Raw genomic sequence first — 15,740 nt, forward strand, 5'->3', positions numbered from 1 at the left:
TCAACGCAGACCGTCGAAGGCGATCCGCAGATGACGCGGACCGCGCAGCACCGCGTTCGGCCGGTACGGCGGCGGATCCTCGACCAGACGCGGATTGTCCAGCCGCCGGGCCAGCTCGGACAGCGCCAGCTGGGTTTCCAGCCGCGCCAGCGGAGCGCCGAAGCAGCTGTGGATGCCGCTGCCGAAACCGAGGTGCTGGATGTCCTCACGGTCCGGGTCGAACCGGTCGGGCTCGTGGAAGCGCTCCGGGTCCCGGTTGCCGGCGGCGAGGACCAGCCAGATCCGCGAACCCTTGGGAATCGTGACCCCGCGCACCTCGATGTCCGCGATGCAGGTGCGCTGCGGCACCAGCTGCACCGGCGGCTCGTAGCGCAGCAGTTCCTCGACGACCTTGACCGACAGACCGGGGTCGTCGCGCAGCCGCTCCAGGATCCGCGGGTGGCGCAGCAGCGTGAGCATGCCGTTGGTGATGAGGTTGACGGTCGTCTCGTGGCCCGCGATGAGCAGCAGCACGGCCGTGCTCAGGACCTCCATCATCGTCATGGCGCCGTCCGGGCCGCGGCTGTTCACCAGGTCGGACAGCATGTCGCTCTGCGGCTCCTTGGTCCGCTGTTCGACCAGGCCGGCCAGGTACATGCCGAGCTCCATCCGCGCCTTCTGCGCGGACTCCTTGAACTCCGCGCTCGCGCCCTGCCGGGTGTCCGGGTCGAGACTGGCGACCAGCGGGTCCACCCAGGCGCGGAAACGCGGCTCGTCCTCGCGCGGCACCCCGAGCAGCCGGCAGATCACGGTCACCGGGAAGGGATAGGCGAACTCGTCGACCAGGTCGATCTCCCGGGCGTCTCCGAAGCCGTCGATCAGGTCGGTGACGATCCGGGCGAGATCACCGCGCAGGGCGTCGACCCGGTGGGGCCGGTGCGGCGGGCCGAAGGAGCTGTTGGCGATCCGCCGTAGCCGGTCGTGCTCCGGCGGGTCCAGCCGGATGAAGCTCGGCGGCAGGCCCGTCTGCTCGGTGCCGGAGAGTTCGTCGTCGCCGGCCGCGGCCAGGTTGGAGGCGTCCGAGCTGATCCGCGGGTCGTGGAGCAGGCTCTCGATGTCCCAGTACGAACTGATGACGTACGGGCCGCCGTCCTCCTCCTGCAGCACCGGGGTCTTACGGAGCTCCTCGTACAGCGGATACGGGTCGGCGCGGTTGGCGTAGTCGGTGATCTGGCGCAGGAGCGGGGCGTGCGTCATGGCGGGTCCCTAGGAAGGTGAGGGGGCCGGTCGGCCGCTCAGTGGCGGCCGGGGGTGAAGACCAGATGCTGGTCGGCCGGTGAGTAGCCGCTCAGGGTCACGGTGGGGCCATGGGTCGGCAGCGACGGGTCGGGGAAGTCCGCCGGCACCGGCCGCCCCTCGGGGCGCCGGTCCACGGTCGGGAACTCCACCGGGAACGGGGCACCCCGCTCGATCTGCCGCTGGTAGAACTCCAGCCACCGCGTGTTGTCGAAGCTCACCGCGGCCACCATCCGGCCCTGGTGGCCGTAGACGCCGACGAAGCGCCGTTCCGCCAGCGACCCTTGAGTGATCATCAGCTGCTCGCCCATGGGCGGTACACCGACCGACTTGATGTTCACCCCGAACTGGGACGACCAGAAGGCGGGCATCCACAGGTGCGGACGCCGCTCGGCGCCCGGGCAGATCATGTTGTGCGCGGCCGTCTCCGCCTGGGCGAGGGCGTTGCCCCAGTGTTCGAGCGAGAGGAACTGGTAGCCGAACAGCGCGTGCGGGGACCGCGCCACGTCACCCGCGACGAACACGTCGTCGGTGACGATCCCCCGGAAGTCGAAGGCCCGGCAACCCGCGTCGCAGGCGATGCCCCGGGGCCCCGCACCGAGCCCCGACCCGGTCAGCCACTCGGTGTTGCGCATCGAACCCAACGAGACCACCACCACGTCCGTCTCGACGGTGCTCTCGTCGGACAGATGGACGGCCCGCACCCTGCCGACCGCGTCCCCCTCCAGCGCCGTCACCGTGACATGGGTGCGCAGGTCCACGCCGTTCTCGAGCTGCAGGTCGGCGGCGACCGCGCCGATCACCCCGCCGAGGGCGCCCACCAGCGGGGCACCGGCGCGCTCCGCGACGGTGACCGCGAGGCCCATCTCACGGCAGCCCGAGGCGATCTCGGAACCGGTGAACCCGGCACCGATCACGAACACCCGGCGTGGCCCGGCCTTCAGCCTCCGGTACAGCCCGGCCGCGTCCTCGCGGGTCCGCAGCAGGCAGACGCCGTCCAGGCGGCTCTCCTCCTCTTTCGGCCAGGGCCGGGCGCGGACGCCGGTCGCGATGAGCAGCCGGTCGTACTCCACCTCGTCGCCGTCGGCGAGCCGTACCCGCTTGGCCGCCAGGTCGAGTCCCGTCGCCGCGACGCCCAGCCGCCACTTCGCGTCGATCTCCCAGCGGTGGGGCAGCTCGGTGTGCTGCGGCGTCGCCCTGCCCAGCAGGACGGCCTTGGACAGCGGCGGCCGGTCGTACGGCTCGTAGGGCTCGTCACCGATCAGGGTGAGCTCGCCGGTGAAACCCTCGGCGCGCAGCGTCTCGGCGGCCCGCAGGCCGGCCAGTGAGGCGCCCACGATCACGATGCGGCCCTCGCGCCTGAGCCAGTCCCCGTAGTCAGCGGCCATCGGACGTCTCCCGGCCGGCCGGCGCACGCTCACCCGTGCCGTCCAGACCGTCGGCCGTGACCAGACCGTCGGCCGTGATCGCCTGCACCGGGCAGGCGGCGACGGCCCGGACCACTCTTTCCCGCTGGTCCTCGGCGGGCTGCGGGTTGTAGATCAGCGACTCCTCGCCGTGCATGGCGAACACGTCGGGCGCGAGGAACGCGCACTGCGCGTACCCCTGACACTTGTTGAGATCCACGACGAGCCTCATCGACGATCCGCCCTTCCGGTGGCCTGGTCTCGCAGACCAGCATGGAAGCCGCGGCGAGGCCCCGCGCGCGGGTAGGGCCGATCGGGTGACCGGCGCTCACCGGGGCGCGGGGACCTCGGGGCCCGCGGTCAGAGCCGGGACAGCTCGTCCACCAGGTCGTCCAGGCCCAGTGAGCCCTGGGAGAGCGCCGCCATGTGCCAGGCCTTCAGGTCGAACGCCTCGCCGTGCCGCCTGCGGGCGTTCTCCCGGCCCAGCAGCCAGGCCCGCTCGCCCAACTTGTAGCCGATCGCCTGCCCCGGGATGGTGAGGTAGCGGGTCAGCTCGCTCTCCACGAAGTCCGCCGGCCGGCTGCTGTGCGCGGCGAAGAACTCCTGCGCCAGCTCCGGCGTCCAGCGCTCACCGGGGTGGAACGGTGAGTCCGCCGGGATCTCCAGCTCGAGGTGCATGCCGATGTCGATGATCACCCGCGCGGCCCGCATCATCTGCGCGTCCAGATAGCCCAGCCGCTCCTCGGGATCGGTGAGGTAGCCGAGTTCGTCCATCAGGCGCTCCGCGTACAGCGCCCAGCCCTCGGCGTTCGCACTGACCCCGCCGATCGACGCCTGGTAGCGGGAGAGGTCCTCGGCCACGTGCGCCCACTGGGCGAGCTGCAGGTGGTGACCCGGCACGCCCTCGTGGTACCAGGTCGAGACCAGGTCGTACACCGGGAACCGGGTCTGTCCCATCGTGGGCAGCCAGGTGCGGCCGGGGCGGGAGAAGTCCTCCGACGGGGCCGTGTAGTACGGGGCCGCGGCACCGCCGGGCGGCGCGATGCACGCCTCCACCTTCCGCACCCGCTCCGCGAGTTCGAAGTGGGTGCCGTTCAGCTCCTCGATCGCCCGGTCCATCAGCCCCTGCAGCCACTCGCGGACCTCGTCGACGCCCTCGATGTGCCTGCCGTGCTCGTCCAGGTGCGCCAGCGCCACCCACGGCGTCTCGGCGCCAGGAAGGATCTTCTCGGCCTCCTGCCGCATCTCGCCGAGGATGCGGTGGAACTCGGCCCAGCCGTACGCGTACGCCTCGTCCAGGTCCACGTCGGCGCCGTTGTAGTAGCGCACCCAGCGGGCGTAGCGCTCACGGCCCACGGTGTTCGGCGCGCCCTCGAGAGCGGGCGTGTACACGTCCCGCATCCAGTCCCGCAGCGCCACCACGGACGCGGTCGCCGCGCGGGCGGCCTCGTCCAGTTCCGCACGCAGCGCCTCGGGACCCGCCGCGGCGAAGTCCTCGTACCAGCCGCGGCCTTTCCCGTCCGTGTCCGACCATTCCGTGAGCTGTTCGACGAACGTGGCGGTGGGGCGCGGCGCCGCGTACAGCTTGCGTTCCAGACCGAGAGTCAGGGACTCGCGGTAGCCCGCCAGCGCGGCCGGGACCGCGCGCAGCCGCTCGGCGATCGCCGCCCAGTCCTCCTCCGTCTGCGCCGGCGTCACGGTGAAGATGTCCCGCACGACGTGCCCGGGTGTGCTCATGTTGCCGACCTCGCGCAGGCCCTCCTCGGCCTCGTGCACCGCGAGCTGGGCGGTGAGCCGCTCGCGCAGCAGCCGTCCGCAGCGGCGCTCCTGGTCGCTGTCCGCGCCGGGCAGGCGTTCGGCATCGTCGAGCCGGGCCAGCGTGGTCCGCGCCAGTCGCGCACGGGCCTCCTGACCCGCCGGGGAGAAGTCGGGCAGCCTGCTCGAGCTCTCCTTGACACCGAGGTAGGTACCGAGGGCCGGATCGAGGGCGATGAGCTCGTCGACATAGGTGTCGGCGACCTCGCGGGGCAGCGGGCTCTTCGTCTCAGACATGCGGTCATCCTCATACGGCACCGATGTCCGCGTCACCCGGATTCAGCTGAGGGCGTGCGCGGCGGCAGCAGTGGTCCGCAGTCCCACTGCTGGAAGATCAACCGGGTCTCCACCCGGGCCACCTCGCGCCGCGCCGTGAACTCGTCCAGGACCAGCCGCTGCAGGTCCGCCATGTCCGCGACCGCGACGTGCACCAGATAGTCGTCGGGCCCGGTCAGATGGAACACCGTCCGTGACTCCGGCAGCGCCCGGATCCGCTCCACGAACGGCCCCACCAGCTCCCGGCGGTGCGGTCTGACCTGCACCGACAGCAGCGCTTCCAGCCCGCGCCCCAGCTTCGCCGGGTCGAGCCGCAGCTGATGGCCGAGGATCACGCCCGAGCGGCGCAGCCTGGTCACCCGATCCAGACAGGTCGAGGGCGCGACGCCGACCTGCGCGGCGAGGTCACGGTAGGTGGTCCGGGCGTCGTTCTGCAGCAGCCGCAGCAGATGCAGGTCCACCGGATCCAGTTCGACGGATTCGGCCATCGCCCGAACGTAGCACGGAGTACGCGGCCGGAGAACCGTTCACTGTTCACCCTTCCGCCCATGGACTCAGCGAGCATCCGCGCACACGACGACGCGCGCACCGCGTCGAGAGCACTCGCCACCGAGGCCGTGCACGCCGGCCGTGACGACCTGGCCCGGCAGGGACTGCACGCCCCGCCGATCGACCTGTCCACGACCTACCCCTCCTACGACAGCCGCGCCGAGGCCGCCCGCATCGACGCCTTCGCCGCCGACGGCGCCGAACCCGTCGGCCCGCCGGTCTACGGGCGACTGGGCAACCCGACCGTGGCCCGGTTCGAGACCGCCCTGGCCCGGCTGGAGGGCACCGAGGCGGCGGTCGCCTTCGCCAGCGGCATGGCCGCGCTGAGCGCCGTCCTGCTCGCGCGCGGCTCGACGGGCCTGCGCCATGTCGTGGCCGTGCGCCCCCTCTACGGCTGCAGCGACCACCTGCTGACCGCCGGTCTGCTCGGCACGGAGGTGACCTGGACCGATCCGGCCGGGATCGCGGACGCGCTGCGCCCCGACACCGGGCTGGTGATGGTGGAGTCGCCGGCCAATCCGACCCTCGCCGAACTCGACCTGCGCGCGATCGCCCACGCGTGCGGCAGCGTGCCGCTGCTGGCGGACAACACCTTCGCCACCCCTGTGCTGCAGCGCCCGGCGGAACACGGCGCCCGGCTGGTGCTGCACAGCGCCACCAAGTACCTGGGCGGCCACGGTGATGTGCTGGCGGGCGTGGTGGCCTGTGACGAGGAGTTCGCGCGGCGGCTGCGGCAGATCCGGTTCGCCACCGGCGGCGTCCTGCACCCGCTGGCCGGCTACCTGCTGCTGCGCGGGCTGTCCACGCTGCCGGTGCGGGTGCGGGCGGCCTCCGCGAACGCCGCCGAACTGGCCCGGCGCCTGACGGCCGACCCGCGCGTGGCCCGGGTCCGCTACCCGCGTCTCGGCGGCGCGATGATCGCCTTCGAGGTGCACGGCGACCCCCACGAGGTCATCGGCCGGGTGCGGTTGATCACGCCGGCCGTGAGCCTGGGCAGCGTCGACACCCTCATCCAGCACCCGGCGTCCATCAGCCACCGCATCGTCGACGCCGCGGACCGGCGGGGCGCCGGAGTGAGCGACCGGCTGCTGCGGCTGTCGGTGGGGCTGGAGGACGTCGAGGACCTGTGGGCGGACCTGGACCGGGCGCTCGGAGCCGGAACCGGGGACCCGGCCCGGGCGGGACACCGGCAGGCGGTGGGCTGACCCGCGCCGGTGCCCGGCCCGGGGGGCCTTCTTCCCGGGCCGGGCGTCAGTCCCGTGCGATGCGCCCGGCGGGCGGCTGCTGTGCGGCGCCGCCGTCGTAGGGCGGCCTCGAGACGACCGGGGTGGCGTCCAGGCGGGCGGTGATGACGAGCGTGCCCTCCTCGACCTGGTAGTCGAGGGGCAGGTCCAGCCCGCGCATCGCGGCGACCATGCCGGTGTTGGACGCCTGCGTCACCGCGTACACGCTCTCGCAGCCCGCGTCGACCGCCATCGCCACCAGCCGGCGCAGCAGCTCCCCGCCGATGCCGCGCCGCTGCCAGTCGTCCTCGACGAGCAGCGCGACCTCCGTCTCGTCGCCGTCCCACAGCAGGTGGCCGAGGCCGACGACGCGTCCCGACGCGGTCTCGACGGCCAGCGTCCGGCCGAAGCGGGGGCTCAGCAGATGGTTGAGGTAGCGGTCCGCGTCGGCGACCGGCCCGTGGTACCGCATGCCGAGGGTCCGGGCCGAGCAGCGCTCGTGCATCGCCCTGGCCGCCTGAAGGTCCCGTGGGTCGGCCCGGCGCACGGTGATGGCGTCGCCCTCCGGCAGGGTCAGCACATCCCGGCCGTGCGGGACCCGCGGACCGAGCCGGGCGTCCAGCTCCACCAGGGCCCGGGCGCGCGCGAACTCCGTCGGCGTGAACGGCAGGTACGGCCGCTCCACGGTGATCACTCCGCCCTCCGGCGCCCGCAACCGCATGACGGTGTCCTCGAGCACCCCCTCGACCGGTACGGCCTCCGGGCCACGGGCCTTTCCGGCCGGAGCGGCGGGCAGGGAACGGATGGTGCACCGTCCCAGCAACTGCCGCAGCGACAGCGGAAGTTCCGCCGCGTCCAGCGCCGTGCGGGCCGCCAGGCCGAGCACCCGGGTCGGCGCGTCCACCAGATCGTGCGCGTCGGCCCGCTCGATCCAGGTGCCCGCGCCCCCGGCCAGCGAGACCGCCCGGCAGATCTCCGCCGCCGCCAGCCCGCCGGGAGCCCGCAGCAGGAACTCGTCCACCGTGCCCTCGGCCAGCGGGTGCGTCTGCAGGCTCAGGATGTCGACCCGCCGCCCGGCCAGCGCCGTGCACAGCGCGGCCAGCGATCCCGGCTGGTCCTTCACCGTCGTCCGCATCCGCCACAGCGTGCTCGCCCCGGCCACGGCCTCGGGTGCCGCCGCGGACTCGGCGGACGGCCCGGCCTGCCGCACCTCGGCGGACGGCCGGGCACCGGTATCACCGGCCGGCGGTGCGTGGCCGTGGCGCCGTGCCCACCAGACGTGGAATCCCGCGGTCGCCGCCAGCGCGATCGCCGAGATCACCAGCAGCGCCGGGCCGTCCGGCCCGTGTCCCACCAGATCGGCCGTCACGTCCGCCACCGCGACGGCCGTGAACAGGGCGGCGAGTTCGACGACGTCCCGTCGCCAGTGGTGCACCGGACGCCCGTTCTTCGCACGCTTCACATCGAACATGTCTCGAGTCATGCACCCACTGTGAAGGAACGGTGTTGCGTGATCACAAACGCATTGTGACTGATGGGTAAAGCATGGTTCTGTCCCTTTTGTTGTTTTTTCTATGACTCGCCATACGGTGGCTTCGGGTTGTACGGGGGCGGGACAGCACGCCGCGCACCGGGGGATGACTCCGGTGCGCGGCGCAGGTGACGAGGGTAAGGGAGTTACTGGCCGACCCGGCCCGGTTGCAGCACCTGGGTGAACAGCACGGTGCCGTCGTACTCGCGCAGCCGGACCGTCAGCTCACCGCTGCCGCCGTCGATGTCGACCTCGCCGAAGAACTGGTAGCCCTCGGCCGGCGAGACGTTGGAGGCCGTCGGCGCCTTGACGAACACCCGGTCGGGGCCGAACGTGCCGTCGAGCGCGCTGGCCGGGAAGGCGCCGGCGTTGAGCGGGCCGGAGACGAACTCCCAGAACGGCTCGAAGTCCTTGAACGCGGCCCGCGACGGGTCGTAGTGCTGGGCGGAGGTGTGGTGCACGTCAGCCGTCAGCCACAGCGTGCCGGTGATACGACGGTGCTTGATGAACCGCAGCAGCTCGGCGATCTGCAGCTCCCGGCCGAGCGGCGCGCCCGGGTCGCCCTGGGCGACGGCCTCGAAGTTCGCCTTGCCCTCGACCGGGTCGGGCACGACCAGGCCGAGCGGCATGTCCGCGGCGATGACCTTCCACAGCGCACGCGACCGGCCGAGCTCCCGCTTCAGCCACTCCAGCTGCTCCCGGCCGAGGATGCCCTGCGGGTCGGTGGTCTGGTTGTCCGGCGAGTTGGCGTCGCGGTACGTCCGCATGTCGAGCACGAACACGTCGAGCAGCGGACCATGGTTGACGACGCGGTAGATCCTGCCGTCGGGACGCCCGCCGATCGTGGAGATCGGGAAGTACTCCGAGAAGGCCTGCCGGGAGCGCAGCGCGAGGTCGTCGAGCTTCGTCCCGGCCGGGTACGGGGTGCCGGTGCCGATGACCTCGCCCGGGTACCAGTTGTTGCGGACCTCGTGGTCGTCCCATTGGATGACGTTCGGCACCTGGGCGTTGAACCGGCGCAGCGCCGCGTCCAGCAGGTTGTAGCGGAAGTTGCCCCGGAAGTCGGCCAGCGTGACGGCGACGTGCGACTTCTCCTCGGTCGTGACGTTCCGGTACAGGCTGCCGTCCGGGAGTGTGGCGGTGGCCGAGATCGGGCCGTCCGCGTAGATGTTGTCGCCGCTGCACAGGAAGAAGTCCGGATCGAGCTTCGCCATGGCGTCGAAGATGCGGTAGCCGCCGATCGACTCGTTGATGCCCCAGCCCTGGCCGGCCAGGTCGCCGGACCAGACGAAGCGCACGTCCTGGCGCCGCCGTGCGGGAGCGGTGCGGAAGGTGCCCGTCACGGGGGCGCCGGTACGGCGCGGGTCGTCCGGGTCGGCGAGCAGCACGCGGTAGTGGATCTGCTCCCCGGAGGGCAGTCCGCGCAGCCGGGTGGTGCCGGTGAAGTCGGTGTCCGCGCCGAGCAGCGGGCCGTGCCATCTGCGGGGGTTGCGGAAGGTCTCGGTGGCCGACGTCTCGACGATCATGCGGGCCGGGCGGTCCGAACGCACCCACACCAGGCCCGAGTCGGAGGTCACGTCGCCGGCCTGTACGCCCCAGTCCGCCTCGGGGCGCCCGGACAGGGCGAACGCCGGTGCCGCGCCGACGGCGGTGGGCAGGGTCAGGGCCGCCGACGCGGCGAGGGAGCCGCGCAGTACGCTGCGGCGGCCCGGGAAGGGTCGGTGGGACATGCGGGGGCCTCCAGGGGCGGGATCCGGCCGGTGTGCAGTGCCACAACTACTGGCGCGCCGCAGCGCGCACGCAAACCGCGGGTGAACAACTGGCCGCGAGCGGAGGGGAACCGGCGTGCGATTTCGAGGGTTCGTGCCGTCGTGCCGTCGGCCGTCAGGCGGCGAGGGCCTCCGCCATCAGCTTGACGCCCTCGCGGATCCGGGCCGGGCCCAGGTGGGCGTACCCGAGGACCAGCCGCACCTCGTCCGCGTCGGCTCGCGCGGACGTGCAGGAGCCCAGCGGGCGGACCATGACACCGGCCGTGGCGAGCAGAGCGGTGCAGTTCCCCTCGGGCCCGTACCGTCCGGGCAGTTCGGCGATGGCGTGCAGCCCCGCGGCGATCCCGGACACCCTCGCATCCGGGAAGTGCTCCGCCAGCGCGGCGACCAGGACGTCACGCCGCTCGCGGTAGGCGCGCTGGCAGCGGCGCAGCTGGCGGTCGTAGTCACCGCGCTCCACGAACCGCGCGAAAGCCGCCTGGTCGAGGACCGGGTGTCCCAGGTCCATGGTCCGCTTGCGTTCCACCACCTCGTCGGCCAGCCCCTGCGGAACCAGCAGCCAGCCCAGCCGCAGCCCGGGAGCGAGGGACTTGCTGACCGATCCCGTGTAGGCGACCCGGTCGGGGTCGAGCCCTTGGAGCGCGCCGACCGGAGCCCGGTCGTAGCGGAAGTCGCCGTCGTAGTCGTCCTCCAGTACGAGACCGTCCACGGACCGCGCCCAGTCGAGCAGTTCGGCGCGGCGCCGGGCGGAGTAGGCGATGCCCGTGGGGAACTGGTGGGCCGGGGTCGTCGACACGGCCCGTACGCCCGAGGCGCGCAGCGGGCCGACCGCCAGGCCCTCGGCGTCCAGCGGCAGGGGCACCGCGGCCATGCCCGCCGAGGCGTACAGCGCGCCGTGCTGTGGACTGCCCGGGTCCTCCACGCCGATGGCCCGCATCCCGCGCGCGTGCAGCACGGAGCCCAGCAGGGTGGTGGCCTGGGCGACCCCCGAGACCACCACGATCCGCTCCGGGTCGGCGTCCACGCCCCGGCGGCGGGCCAGCAGTCCGGCGAGGGCCGTGCGCAGGCGCGGCAGTCCGCGCGGATCGGGGTAACCGAGGTCCTGGTGCGGCAGCTCGGCCAGGACGGCACGCTGCGTGGCGGCCCAGGCGGTGCGCGGGAACAGCGACAGGTCCGGCGTTCCGGGAACGAAGTCGGCGCGGGCGCCCGGAGCGCGCGGCGCCAGATCACGCGCGCGGACAGTGGCGGCCCGCACGGTCCCGCTCACCCAGGTACCGGCCCCCCGGCCGCTGCGCAGATACCCTTCGGCGGTCAACTGCTCGTACGCCTCGGTGACCAGCCCGCGCGAGACGCCGAGATCGGCCGCGAGGTCCCGGCTCGACGGCAGTCGTGTGCCCGCCGCCAGGCGGTGCGAGCGGATCGCCTCGCGCAGCGCCGCCTGCAACGAGCGGCCACGCGCGCGTGCCGGTGCCGAAGCGGCCGGCAGCAGCAGCTCCCACGCGGCGGAGCCGACGAGCCCGCCCGGATTGGTCCCCGATGACGTCATGCGACTGGACCTTAAACCGGACCGCACGGGTTCCTAACGTCGCCGGCATGAACTCCACCATCCGCGGCGCCCTTCTCGCCGCGTTCGCCTGCGTCCTCGTCGGCGGCTCCTTCACCGCCAACAGCGTTCTCGGCGACTACCCGTACGCGGGCGGCCAGTTCCTGCGCTACGCCCTGGCCTGCCTGCTGCTCCTCCCGCTCGTCGGCCGGGGCGGAAGCGCACCGTTGCGCAGGCTGACGCGAGGTCAGTGGGCCCGCCTCACGGTCCTCGCGGCGGTGGGCATGGTCGGTTTCAACCTCGCCGTCATCGCCGCCGAACGCACTGCGGAACCAGCGGTTCCAGGCGTCTTCGTCGGGTGCGCGCCCGTGGTGGTGGCGGTCCTCGTGCCGCTCCTCGACGGACGGCGCCCCCGGTCGGCCGTGCTGTACGGGGCCTCGCTCGTCGCCGTGGGCGCGTTCACCGTCCAGGGGTGGGGACGCACCGACGGCGCGGGGATCGCGTACTCGGTGTGCGCGCTGGCCGGGGAGGTGGGGTTCGCCGTCCTGGCCGTGCCGGTCCTGCGGCCACTCGGACCCCGGCTGCTGTCCGCCACGGTGTGCGGTGTCGCCGCCGCCGAGGCGGCCCTGACCGGGGTGGTCCTCGACGGCGCAGGGTGGCTGCGGCACCCCGACGCCGGGGAGAGCGCCGCGCTGCTGTGGCAGGCGGCGGTCGTCACGGTCGTCGGGTTCGTGTGCTGGTACATGGGCATGCAGCGGATCGGCGCGGAGCGCGCCACGCTCTTCTCCGGGCTCATCCCGGTGGCCGCCGCCTGCACCGCGCCGCTCGTCGGAACGGGCTCCTACGGGACCGCTCAAGCCGCGGGCAGTGCGCTCGTGGGAGCCGGGGTCGCCCTGGGCTCGGGCGCCCTGTCCCGCCTTCCGGGCCGGTCAGCGGCTGCCGTCCAGGATGACGCGTGCGACCAGCGCCGGGTCGTCGTTCATCGGGACATGGCCGCAGCCGGGCAGCCGGACCAGCCGTGCCTTGGGAATGATGCCCTTCGCCCGGACGCCCTGGCGGGGCACCAGCAGCCGGTCGCTCGAACCCCAGGCCACGGTGACGGGAATGCCGGGGATGTCGTCGGTGAACCGGACGGCCGTACCGGCCCGGAGGGTGTCGTCGAACCCGGTGGCGTTCGCCAGCGCCAGCGTCTCGGCGACCACGGCCTCGGGTGAACGGCGCGTGGGCCGGGCGTAGATGGTGCTCGTCAGCGCCACCCGGCCGACCGCCGTGCGTGCGACCCGCTCGACCAGCGGCACCGGCAGCCGCCGGGAGATCCGGCGCATGACCGAGAGGATGCCGAAGGCGTAGATCCGCTCGGCCCCGGACCAGAACCCGGCGGGGGACAGGGCCGTGACGGACCGTACGAGCTTCTCGCGGCCGAGTTCGAGGGCTATCAGGCCGCCGAGCGAGTTGCCCGCGACATGCGGGCGCTCCAGTTCCAGCGCCTCGCAGAACGCACGGAACACCGCGGTCGTCGTCGACAGGTCGTACGCCAGGCCCTCCGGCAGCCCGGGCGACGCGCCGAAGCCGGGCAGGTCCACGGCGATCACCTCGCGCTCGGTCGCGAGGACGTCCACCACCGGGTCCCAGGCCTGCCGGTGGTGCCCGATGCCGTGCAGCAGGAGCAGCGGCTCTCCGCTGCCCACGCGCGCGTAGGAGACGGTCGCGGTGCGTGGGCCGTGCGGTGTGGGGACCGGGAAGGAGACGGTGGCGGACATGGTGCTGCTCCTCGTCTGGACTCGCTCGGGGACGCCGTGGGTAGACAGACTGTCAGCGATTGCTACCGACGGGTAGCCCTCGAGAGCCCCAAAATCCTTCGCGGCGGCGGCCGCGGCCGGACGGTGTACCTCGTTCGCGCCGGACCCGTGTGAACGCCCCGCGGCGTTCACCTCTGCGTTCACCTCCGCGTTCTCTGTGGGAACCAGGATTGGTCTTGACCAGGGGTGGGGGCCGCCTTATCGTCGCAGACAAGTGCAACAACCTTTAATAAACAAGGGCGCTAAAACGCCGCGGACCACGGCGATTGCGGAGGACAGGGTGGGGACCACGCAGCTGGAAACGGTGCCGGAACCGAAGTACTGGCACCTCAAGACCGTGCTCAGTGAGGCACTGGACTCCGAGTTCGCCGTGGGTGAGATCCTGCCGAACGAGCGCGACCTCGCTGCCCGGTTCGGTGTCGCCCGCGCCACGCTCCGCCAGGCCCTCGAGCAGCTCGAACTGGAAGGCCGCCTCCAGCGCCGGCGCGGTGTCGGCACGACCGTGGCACCCCCGCGCGTGGGTGTGGCCGTCGGCACCGAGCAGCAGGCCTGGCCGGGCGCCCCCGGTGACGCCTGGCAGCCCGTCGACTGCGCGCAGGACGCGCCGCCCGCCGCCGTCGCCACCGCCCTGGAGGCCGGCGACGACGAGGCCGTGCACGTCGTGCGCCGCTCGCGTGTGTCGCACGGCCAGCCGGTCGCCGCCGAACTGCTCTACATCCCGGCGTCCTCGGTCCCCGACCTGTCCGGGATCGACGCGCCCTCCGGGCCCGCACGCGCGCGTGCCGTCCTGCGTGAGCTGCAGCACCTGGAGCTGGAGGGCCAGGACCGCGCCGTGGAGCTCGGCTCGGCCCGCGCGGACGACGCCAGGGAACTCGACCGGCTCCCCGGCGCCCCCGTCCTCGTCGTCACCACCCGCTTCTTCGCCCAGGGCCGCACCGCGGCGGTCTCCGTGGCCACCTACCGCGCGGACACCTGCCGACTGACCTTCGGCGACTCCGGAGGCGTGGAGATACACCACGGGCCGGAGCGCCAGGCCTCCTAGGTCGTGTCCGCAAGGTCCCGTCCTCTGGGGGAGCGTGCCAGGCGTAGCGGGGCAGGCGGGACTTTGCGGGCACGGCATGGGTCCTGTCCGGCGGATCAGGCCCCCGGGCCCGTCGGTCTCCGGCGGGCCCTCACCGTCGCGCCGTCACCGTGCCCTCCACCGCGAACAACTGCTCCTCGACGTGATCGAGGGCGAGCCGCAGGGCACCCGTCGCCACGGCAGCCTCCCCGAGCAGGGACAGCGCCACCCCGGGCGGCCGAAGGCAGTAGCGGGACAGCTCGCGGCGCAGGGGCTCCAGTACGCCGTCCAGTCCGGCCGCCCAGCCACCGATCACCACCAGCTCCGGGTCGAGCGCGAGGACCAGCGCCGCGACGTCGTGCACCAGCCGCTGGATGAACCGGTCGACGGCGTCCCGGGCCCGCCGGTCGCCCTGGCGCGCGAGCGCGAACACCTCGGCGACGGCCTGCTCGTCCAGCGGGTGCAACGGCTCGTGCGTGGTGGACAGCAGCGTCTCCGGCGTCGCCTCCCGGCCCAGCAGATGCAGCGCGCCGATCTCCCCGGCGGCCCCGCCGTAGCCGCGGTGCAGCCGTCCCCCGATCAGTGAACCGGCGCCAGGACTCAGCCCGGCCAGCACGAACACGACGTCGTCCGACTCGGCCGCGGCACCCTTCCAGTGTTCGGCGACCGCGGCGGCGTTGGCGTCGTTCTCCACCAGAACCGGGCACCGGAAGGAACGGCTGAGTCGTTCGCCCAGGCGCAGACCGGTCCACTGGGGCAAAGCGGTGCCCAGCCGTATCGTGCCGTCGGCCTCCACGATCCCCGGGGTGCCGACCCCGACCGCCCGCAGCGAGCCGCGCGCTGTCCCGGCCCGCCGCAGCAGCTCGGCCACCGCGGTGCGAAGCCGCTCCAGGCGCTCGTCCGCGTCGGCCGTCTCGGAGACCTCCTTCGCCTGCGAACCCAGGATCCGCCCGTCGAGGTCGGCGAGGAGCGCGGCGACGCGGTGCGCCCCGATCTCCAGCCCCAGCAGGTGCCCGGCCTCGGCCCGGAACCGGAACCGCCGCGCGGGCCTGCCCTGACGCCGGGCGGCACCCTCCTCGGCCTCCTTCTCGACGACCAGACCGGCCCCGATGAGCCCCTCGACGACGCCCTCGACCGTCGGCCGGGACAAACCGGTCACCCGGGAGATCTCCGTGAGCGTCGCGCAGTCGGTGGCACGCAGCGCGTGCAGCACCACCGCGGAGTTGATCCTTCGCAGCAGCGAGGGATCCCCGCCGGTCAGCCGCGCCACCGTCCGTCCTCCCAGCTCGTGCGCCGTGTGGGGCGGATGCTACTCGGCACACCGCACCCCGGCGAGAGCCGGGCGCCCGCGACGGACGCGGTGCCGGGGCCGGGCGGCCCGGGGGCAGGGGCCGTCCGGCCCCAGACCGCGACCGCGAGCGGCGGGACCCTGGGATCGAGGCCGCAATGTGCCGGGCGCCACCAGACGTCCGGGGCGCGGAACACGGCCGAAGC

Annotated in this window: 12 protein-coding genes and 1 pseudogene; 3 read left to right on the forward strand and 10 right to left on the reverse strand. The window is 73.2% G+C overall.

Translation table 11 applies throughout. From position 1 onward, the window contains the following. From ACFYZQ_RS11845 to ACFYZQ_RS11865, 5 genes are all read right to left on the reverse strand, one after another. Positions 1–1,236 (reverse strand): cytochrome P450, encoded by a 1,236-nt coding sequence (locus ACFYZQ_RS11845; RefSeq protein WP_389145007.1) that lies wholly within the window; start codon positions 1,234–1,236, stop codon positions 1–3. 38 nt (positions 1,237–1,274) lie between these two features. Continuing rightward, positions 1,275–2,663: an NAD(P)/FAD-dependent oxidoreductase gene (locus ACFYZQ_RS11850; RefSeq protein ID WP_389145010.1), complete on the reverse strand. Its 1,389-nt coding sequence runs from the start codon at positions 2,661–2,663 to the stop codon at positions 1,275–1,277. Next, positions 2,653–2,913 (reverse strand): ferredoxin, encoded by a 261-nt coding sequence (locus ACFYZQ_RS11855; protein WP_389145013.1) that lies wholly within the window; start codon positions 2,911–2,913, stop codon positions 2,653–2,655. Before ACFYZQ_RS11855 ends, ACFYZQ_RS11850 begins: the two co-directional genes overlap by 11 nt. A gap of 128 nt (positions 2,914–3,041) precedes the next feature. Continuing rightward, positions 3,042–4,733 (reverse strand): DUF885 domain-containing protein, encoded by a 1,692-nt coding sequence (locus ACFYZQ_RS11860; RefSeq protein ID WP_389145016.1) that lies wholly within the window; start codon positions 4,731–4,733, stop codon positions 3,042–3,044. A 32-nt stretch (positions 4,734–4,765) separates the two neighbouring features. Then, a complete protein-coding gene (locus tag ACFYZQ_RS11865) occupies positions 4,766–5,260 on the reverse strand; it encodes an Lrp/AsnC family transcriptional regulator (protein ID WP_388803488.1) in 495 nt (164 codons plus the stop codon). A 60-nt stretch (positions 5,261–5,320) separates the two neighbouring features. Between ACFYZQ_RS11865 and ACFYZQ_RS11870 the strand changes: the two genes are divergently transcribed. Beyond that, positions 5,321–6,526 (forward strand): trans-sulfuration enzyme family protein, encoded by a 1,206-nt coding sequence (locus ACFYZQ_RS11870; protein ID WP_389145019.1) that lies wholly within the window; start codon positions 5,321–5,323, stop codon positions 6,524–6,526. Between the two features lie 46 nt (positions 6,527–6,572). Here ACFYZQ_RS11870 and ACFYZQ_RS11875 read toward each other — a convergent pair whose 3' ends face one another. From ACFYZQ_RS11875 to ACFYZQ_RS11885, 3 genes are all read right to left on the reverse strand, one after another. Then, on the reverse strand, positions 6,573–8,027 hold the full coding sequence (locus ACFYZQ_RS11875) for a GNAT family N-acetyltransferase (RefSeq protein ID WP_389145022.1): 1,455 nt from the start codon (positions 8,025–8,027) through the stop codon (positions 6,573–6,575). Between the two features lie 194 nt (positions 8,028–8,221). After that, positions 8,222–9,805: an alkaline phosphatase D family protein gene (locus tag ACFYZQ_RS11880; RefSeq protein WP_389145026.1), complete on the reverse strand. Its 1,584-nt coding sequence runs from the start codon at positions 9,803–9,805 to the stop codon at positions 8,222–8,224. Between the two features lie 154 nt (positions 9,806–9,959). Continuing rightward, complete coding sequence (locus ACFYZQ_RS11885; protein WP_389145028.1) at positions 9,960–11,390, reverse strand: PLP-dependent aminotransferase family protein; 1,431 nt, start codon at positions 11,388–11,390, stop codon at positions 9,960–9,962. Between the two features lie 47 nt (positions 11,391–11,437). Here ACFYZQ_RS11885 and ACFYZQ_RS11890 point away from each other — a divergent pair. Beyond that, a pseudogene (locus ACFYZQ_RS11890) lies at positions 11,438–12,223 on the forward strand (EamA family transporter); the annotation flags it as partial. Positions 12,224–12,316: 93 nt separating this feature from the next. Here the strand turns inward: ACFYZQ_RS11890 and ACFYZQ_RS11895 are convergent. Next, positions 12,317–13,147, reverse strand: coding sequence for an alpha/beta fold hydrolase (locus ACFYZQ_RS11895; protein WP_389145031.1), 831 nt, complete (start codon positions 13,145–13,147; stop codon positions 12,317–12,319). 319 nt (positions 13,148–13,466) lie between these two features. Here ACFYZQ_RS11895 and ACFYZQ_RS11900 point away from each other — a divergent pair, with 319 nt between their 5' ends. Further along, positions 13,467–14,228, forward strand: coding sequence for a GntR family transcriptional regulator (locus tag ACFYZQ_RS11900; protein ID WP_389145034.1), 762 nt, complete (start codon positions 13,467–13,469; stop codon positions 14,226–14,228). A 130-nt stretch (positions 14,229–14,358) separates the two neighbouring features. Here ACFYZQ_RS11900 and ACFYZQ_RS11905 read toward each other — a convergent pair whose 3' ends face one another. Next, positions 14,359–15,516, reverse strand: coding sequence for an ROK family transcriptional regulator (locus ACFYZQ_RS11905; RefSeq protein WP_389145037.1), 1,158 nt, complete (start codon positions 15,514–15,516; stop codon positions 14,359–14,361). Positions 15,517–15,740: the final 224 nt, after the last annotated feature.

Origin of the sequence: Streptomyces sp. NPDC001843 (genome assembly GCF_042891955.1) — a bacterium.
GTDB lineage: Bacteria > Actinomycetota > Actinomycetes > Streptomycetales > Streptomycetaceae > Streptomyces.

What these genes read in the sequence shown, in the direction of transcription:
- ACFYZQ_RS11875 (WP_389145022.1), bottom strand. Translation starts at nt 8,027, where the DNA reads ATGACTCGAGACATGTTCGATGTGAAGCGTGCGAAGAACGGGCGTCCG.
- ACFYZQ_RS11895 (WP_389145031.1), bottom strand. Translation starts at nt 13,147, where the DNA reads ATGTCCGCCACCGTCTCCTTCCCGGTCCCCACACCGCACGGCCCACGC.
- ACFYZQ_RS11850 (WP_389145010.1), bottom strand. Translation starts at nt 2,663, where the DNA reads ATGGCCGCTGACTACGGGGACTGGCTCAGGCGCGAGGGCCGCATCGTG.
- ACFYZQ_RS11845 (WP_389145007.1), bottom strand. Translation starts at nt 1,236, where the DNA reads ATGACGCACGCCCCGCTCCTGCGCCAGATCACCGACTACGCCAACCGC.
- ACFYZQ_RS11885 (WP_389145028.1), bottom strand. Translation starts at nt 11,390, where the DNA reads ATGACGTCATCGGGGACCAATCCGGGCGGGCTCGTCGGCTCCGCCGCG.
- ACFYZQ_RS11870 (WP_389145019.1), top strand. Translation starts at nt 5,321, where the DNA reads ATGGACTCAGCGAGCATCCGCGCACACGACGACGCGCGCACCGCGTCG.
- ACFYZQ_RS11865 (WP_388803488.1), bottom strand. Translation starts at nt 5,260, where the DNA reads ATGGCCGAATCCGTCGAACTGGATCCGGTGGACCTGCATCTGCTGCGG.
- ACFYZQ_RS11855 (WP_389145013.1), bottom strand. Translation starts at nt 2,913, where the DNA reads ATGAGGCTCGTCGTGGATCTCAACAAGTGTCAGGGGTACGCGCAGTGC.
- ACFYZQ_RS11860 (WP_389145016.1), bottom strand. Translation starts at nt 4,733, where the DNA reads ATGTCTGAGACGAAGAGCCCGCTGCCCCGCGAGGTCGCCGACACCTAT.
- ACFYZQ_RS11880 (WP_389145026.1), bottom strand. Translation starts at nt 9,805, where the DNA reads ATGTCCCACCGACCCTTCCCGGGCCGCCGCAGCGTACTGCGCGGCTCC.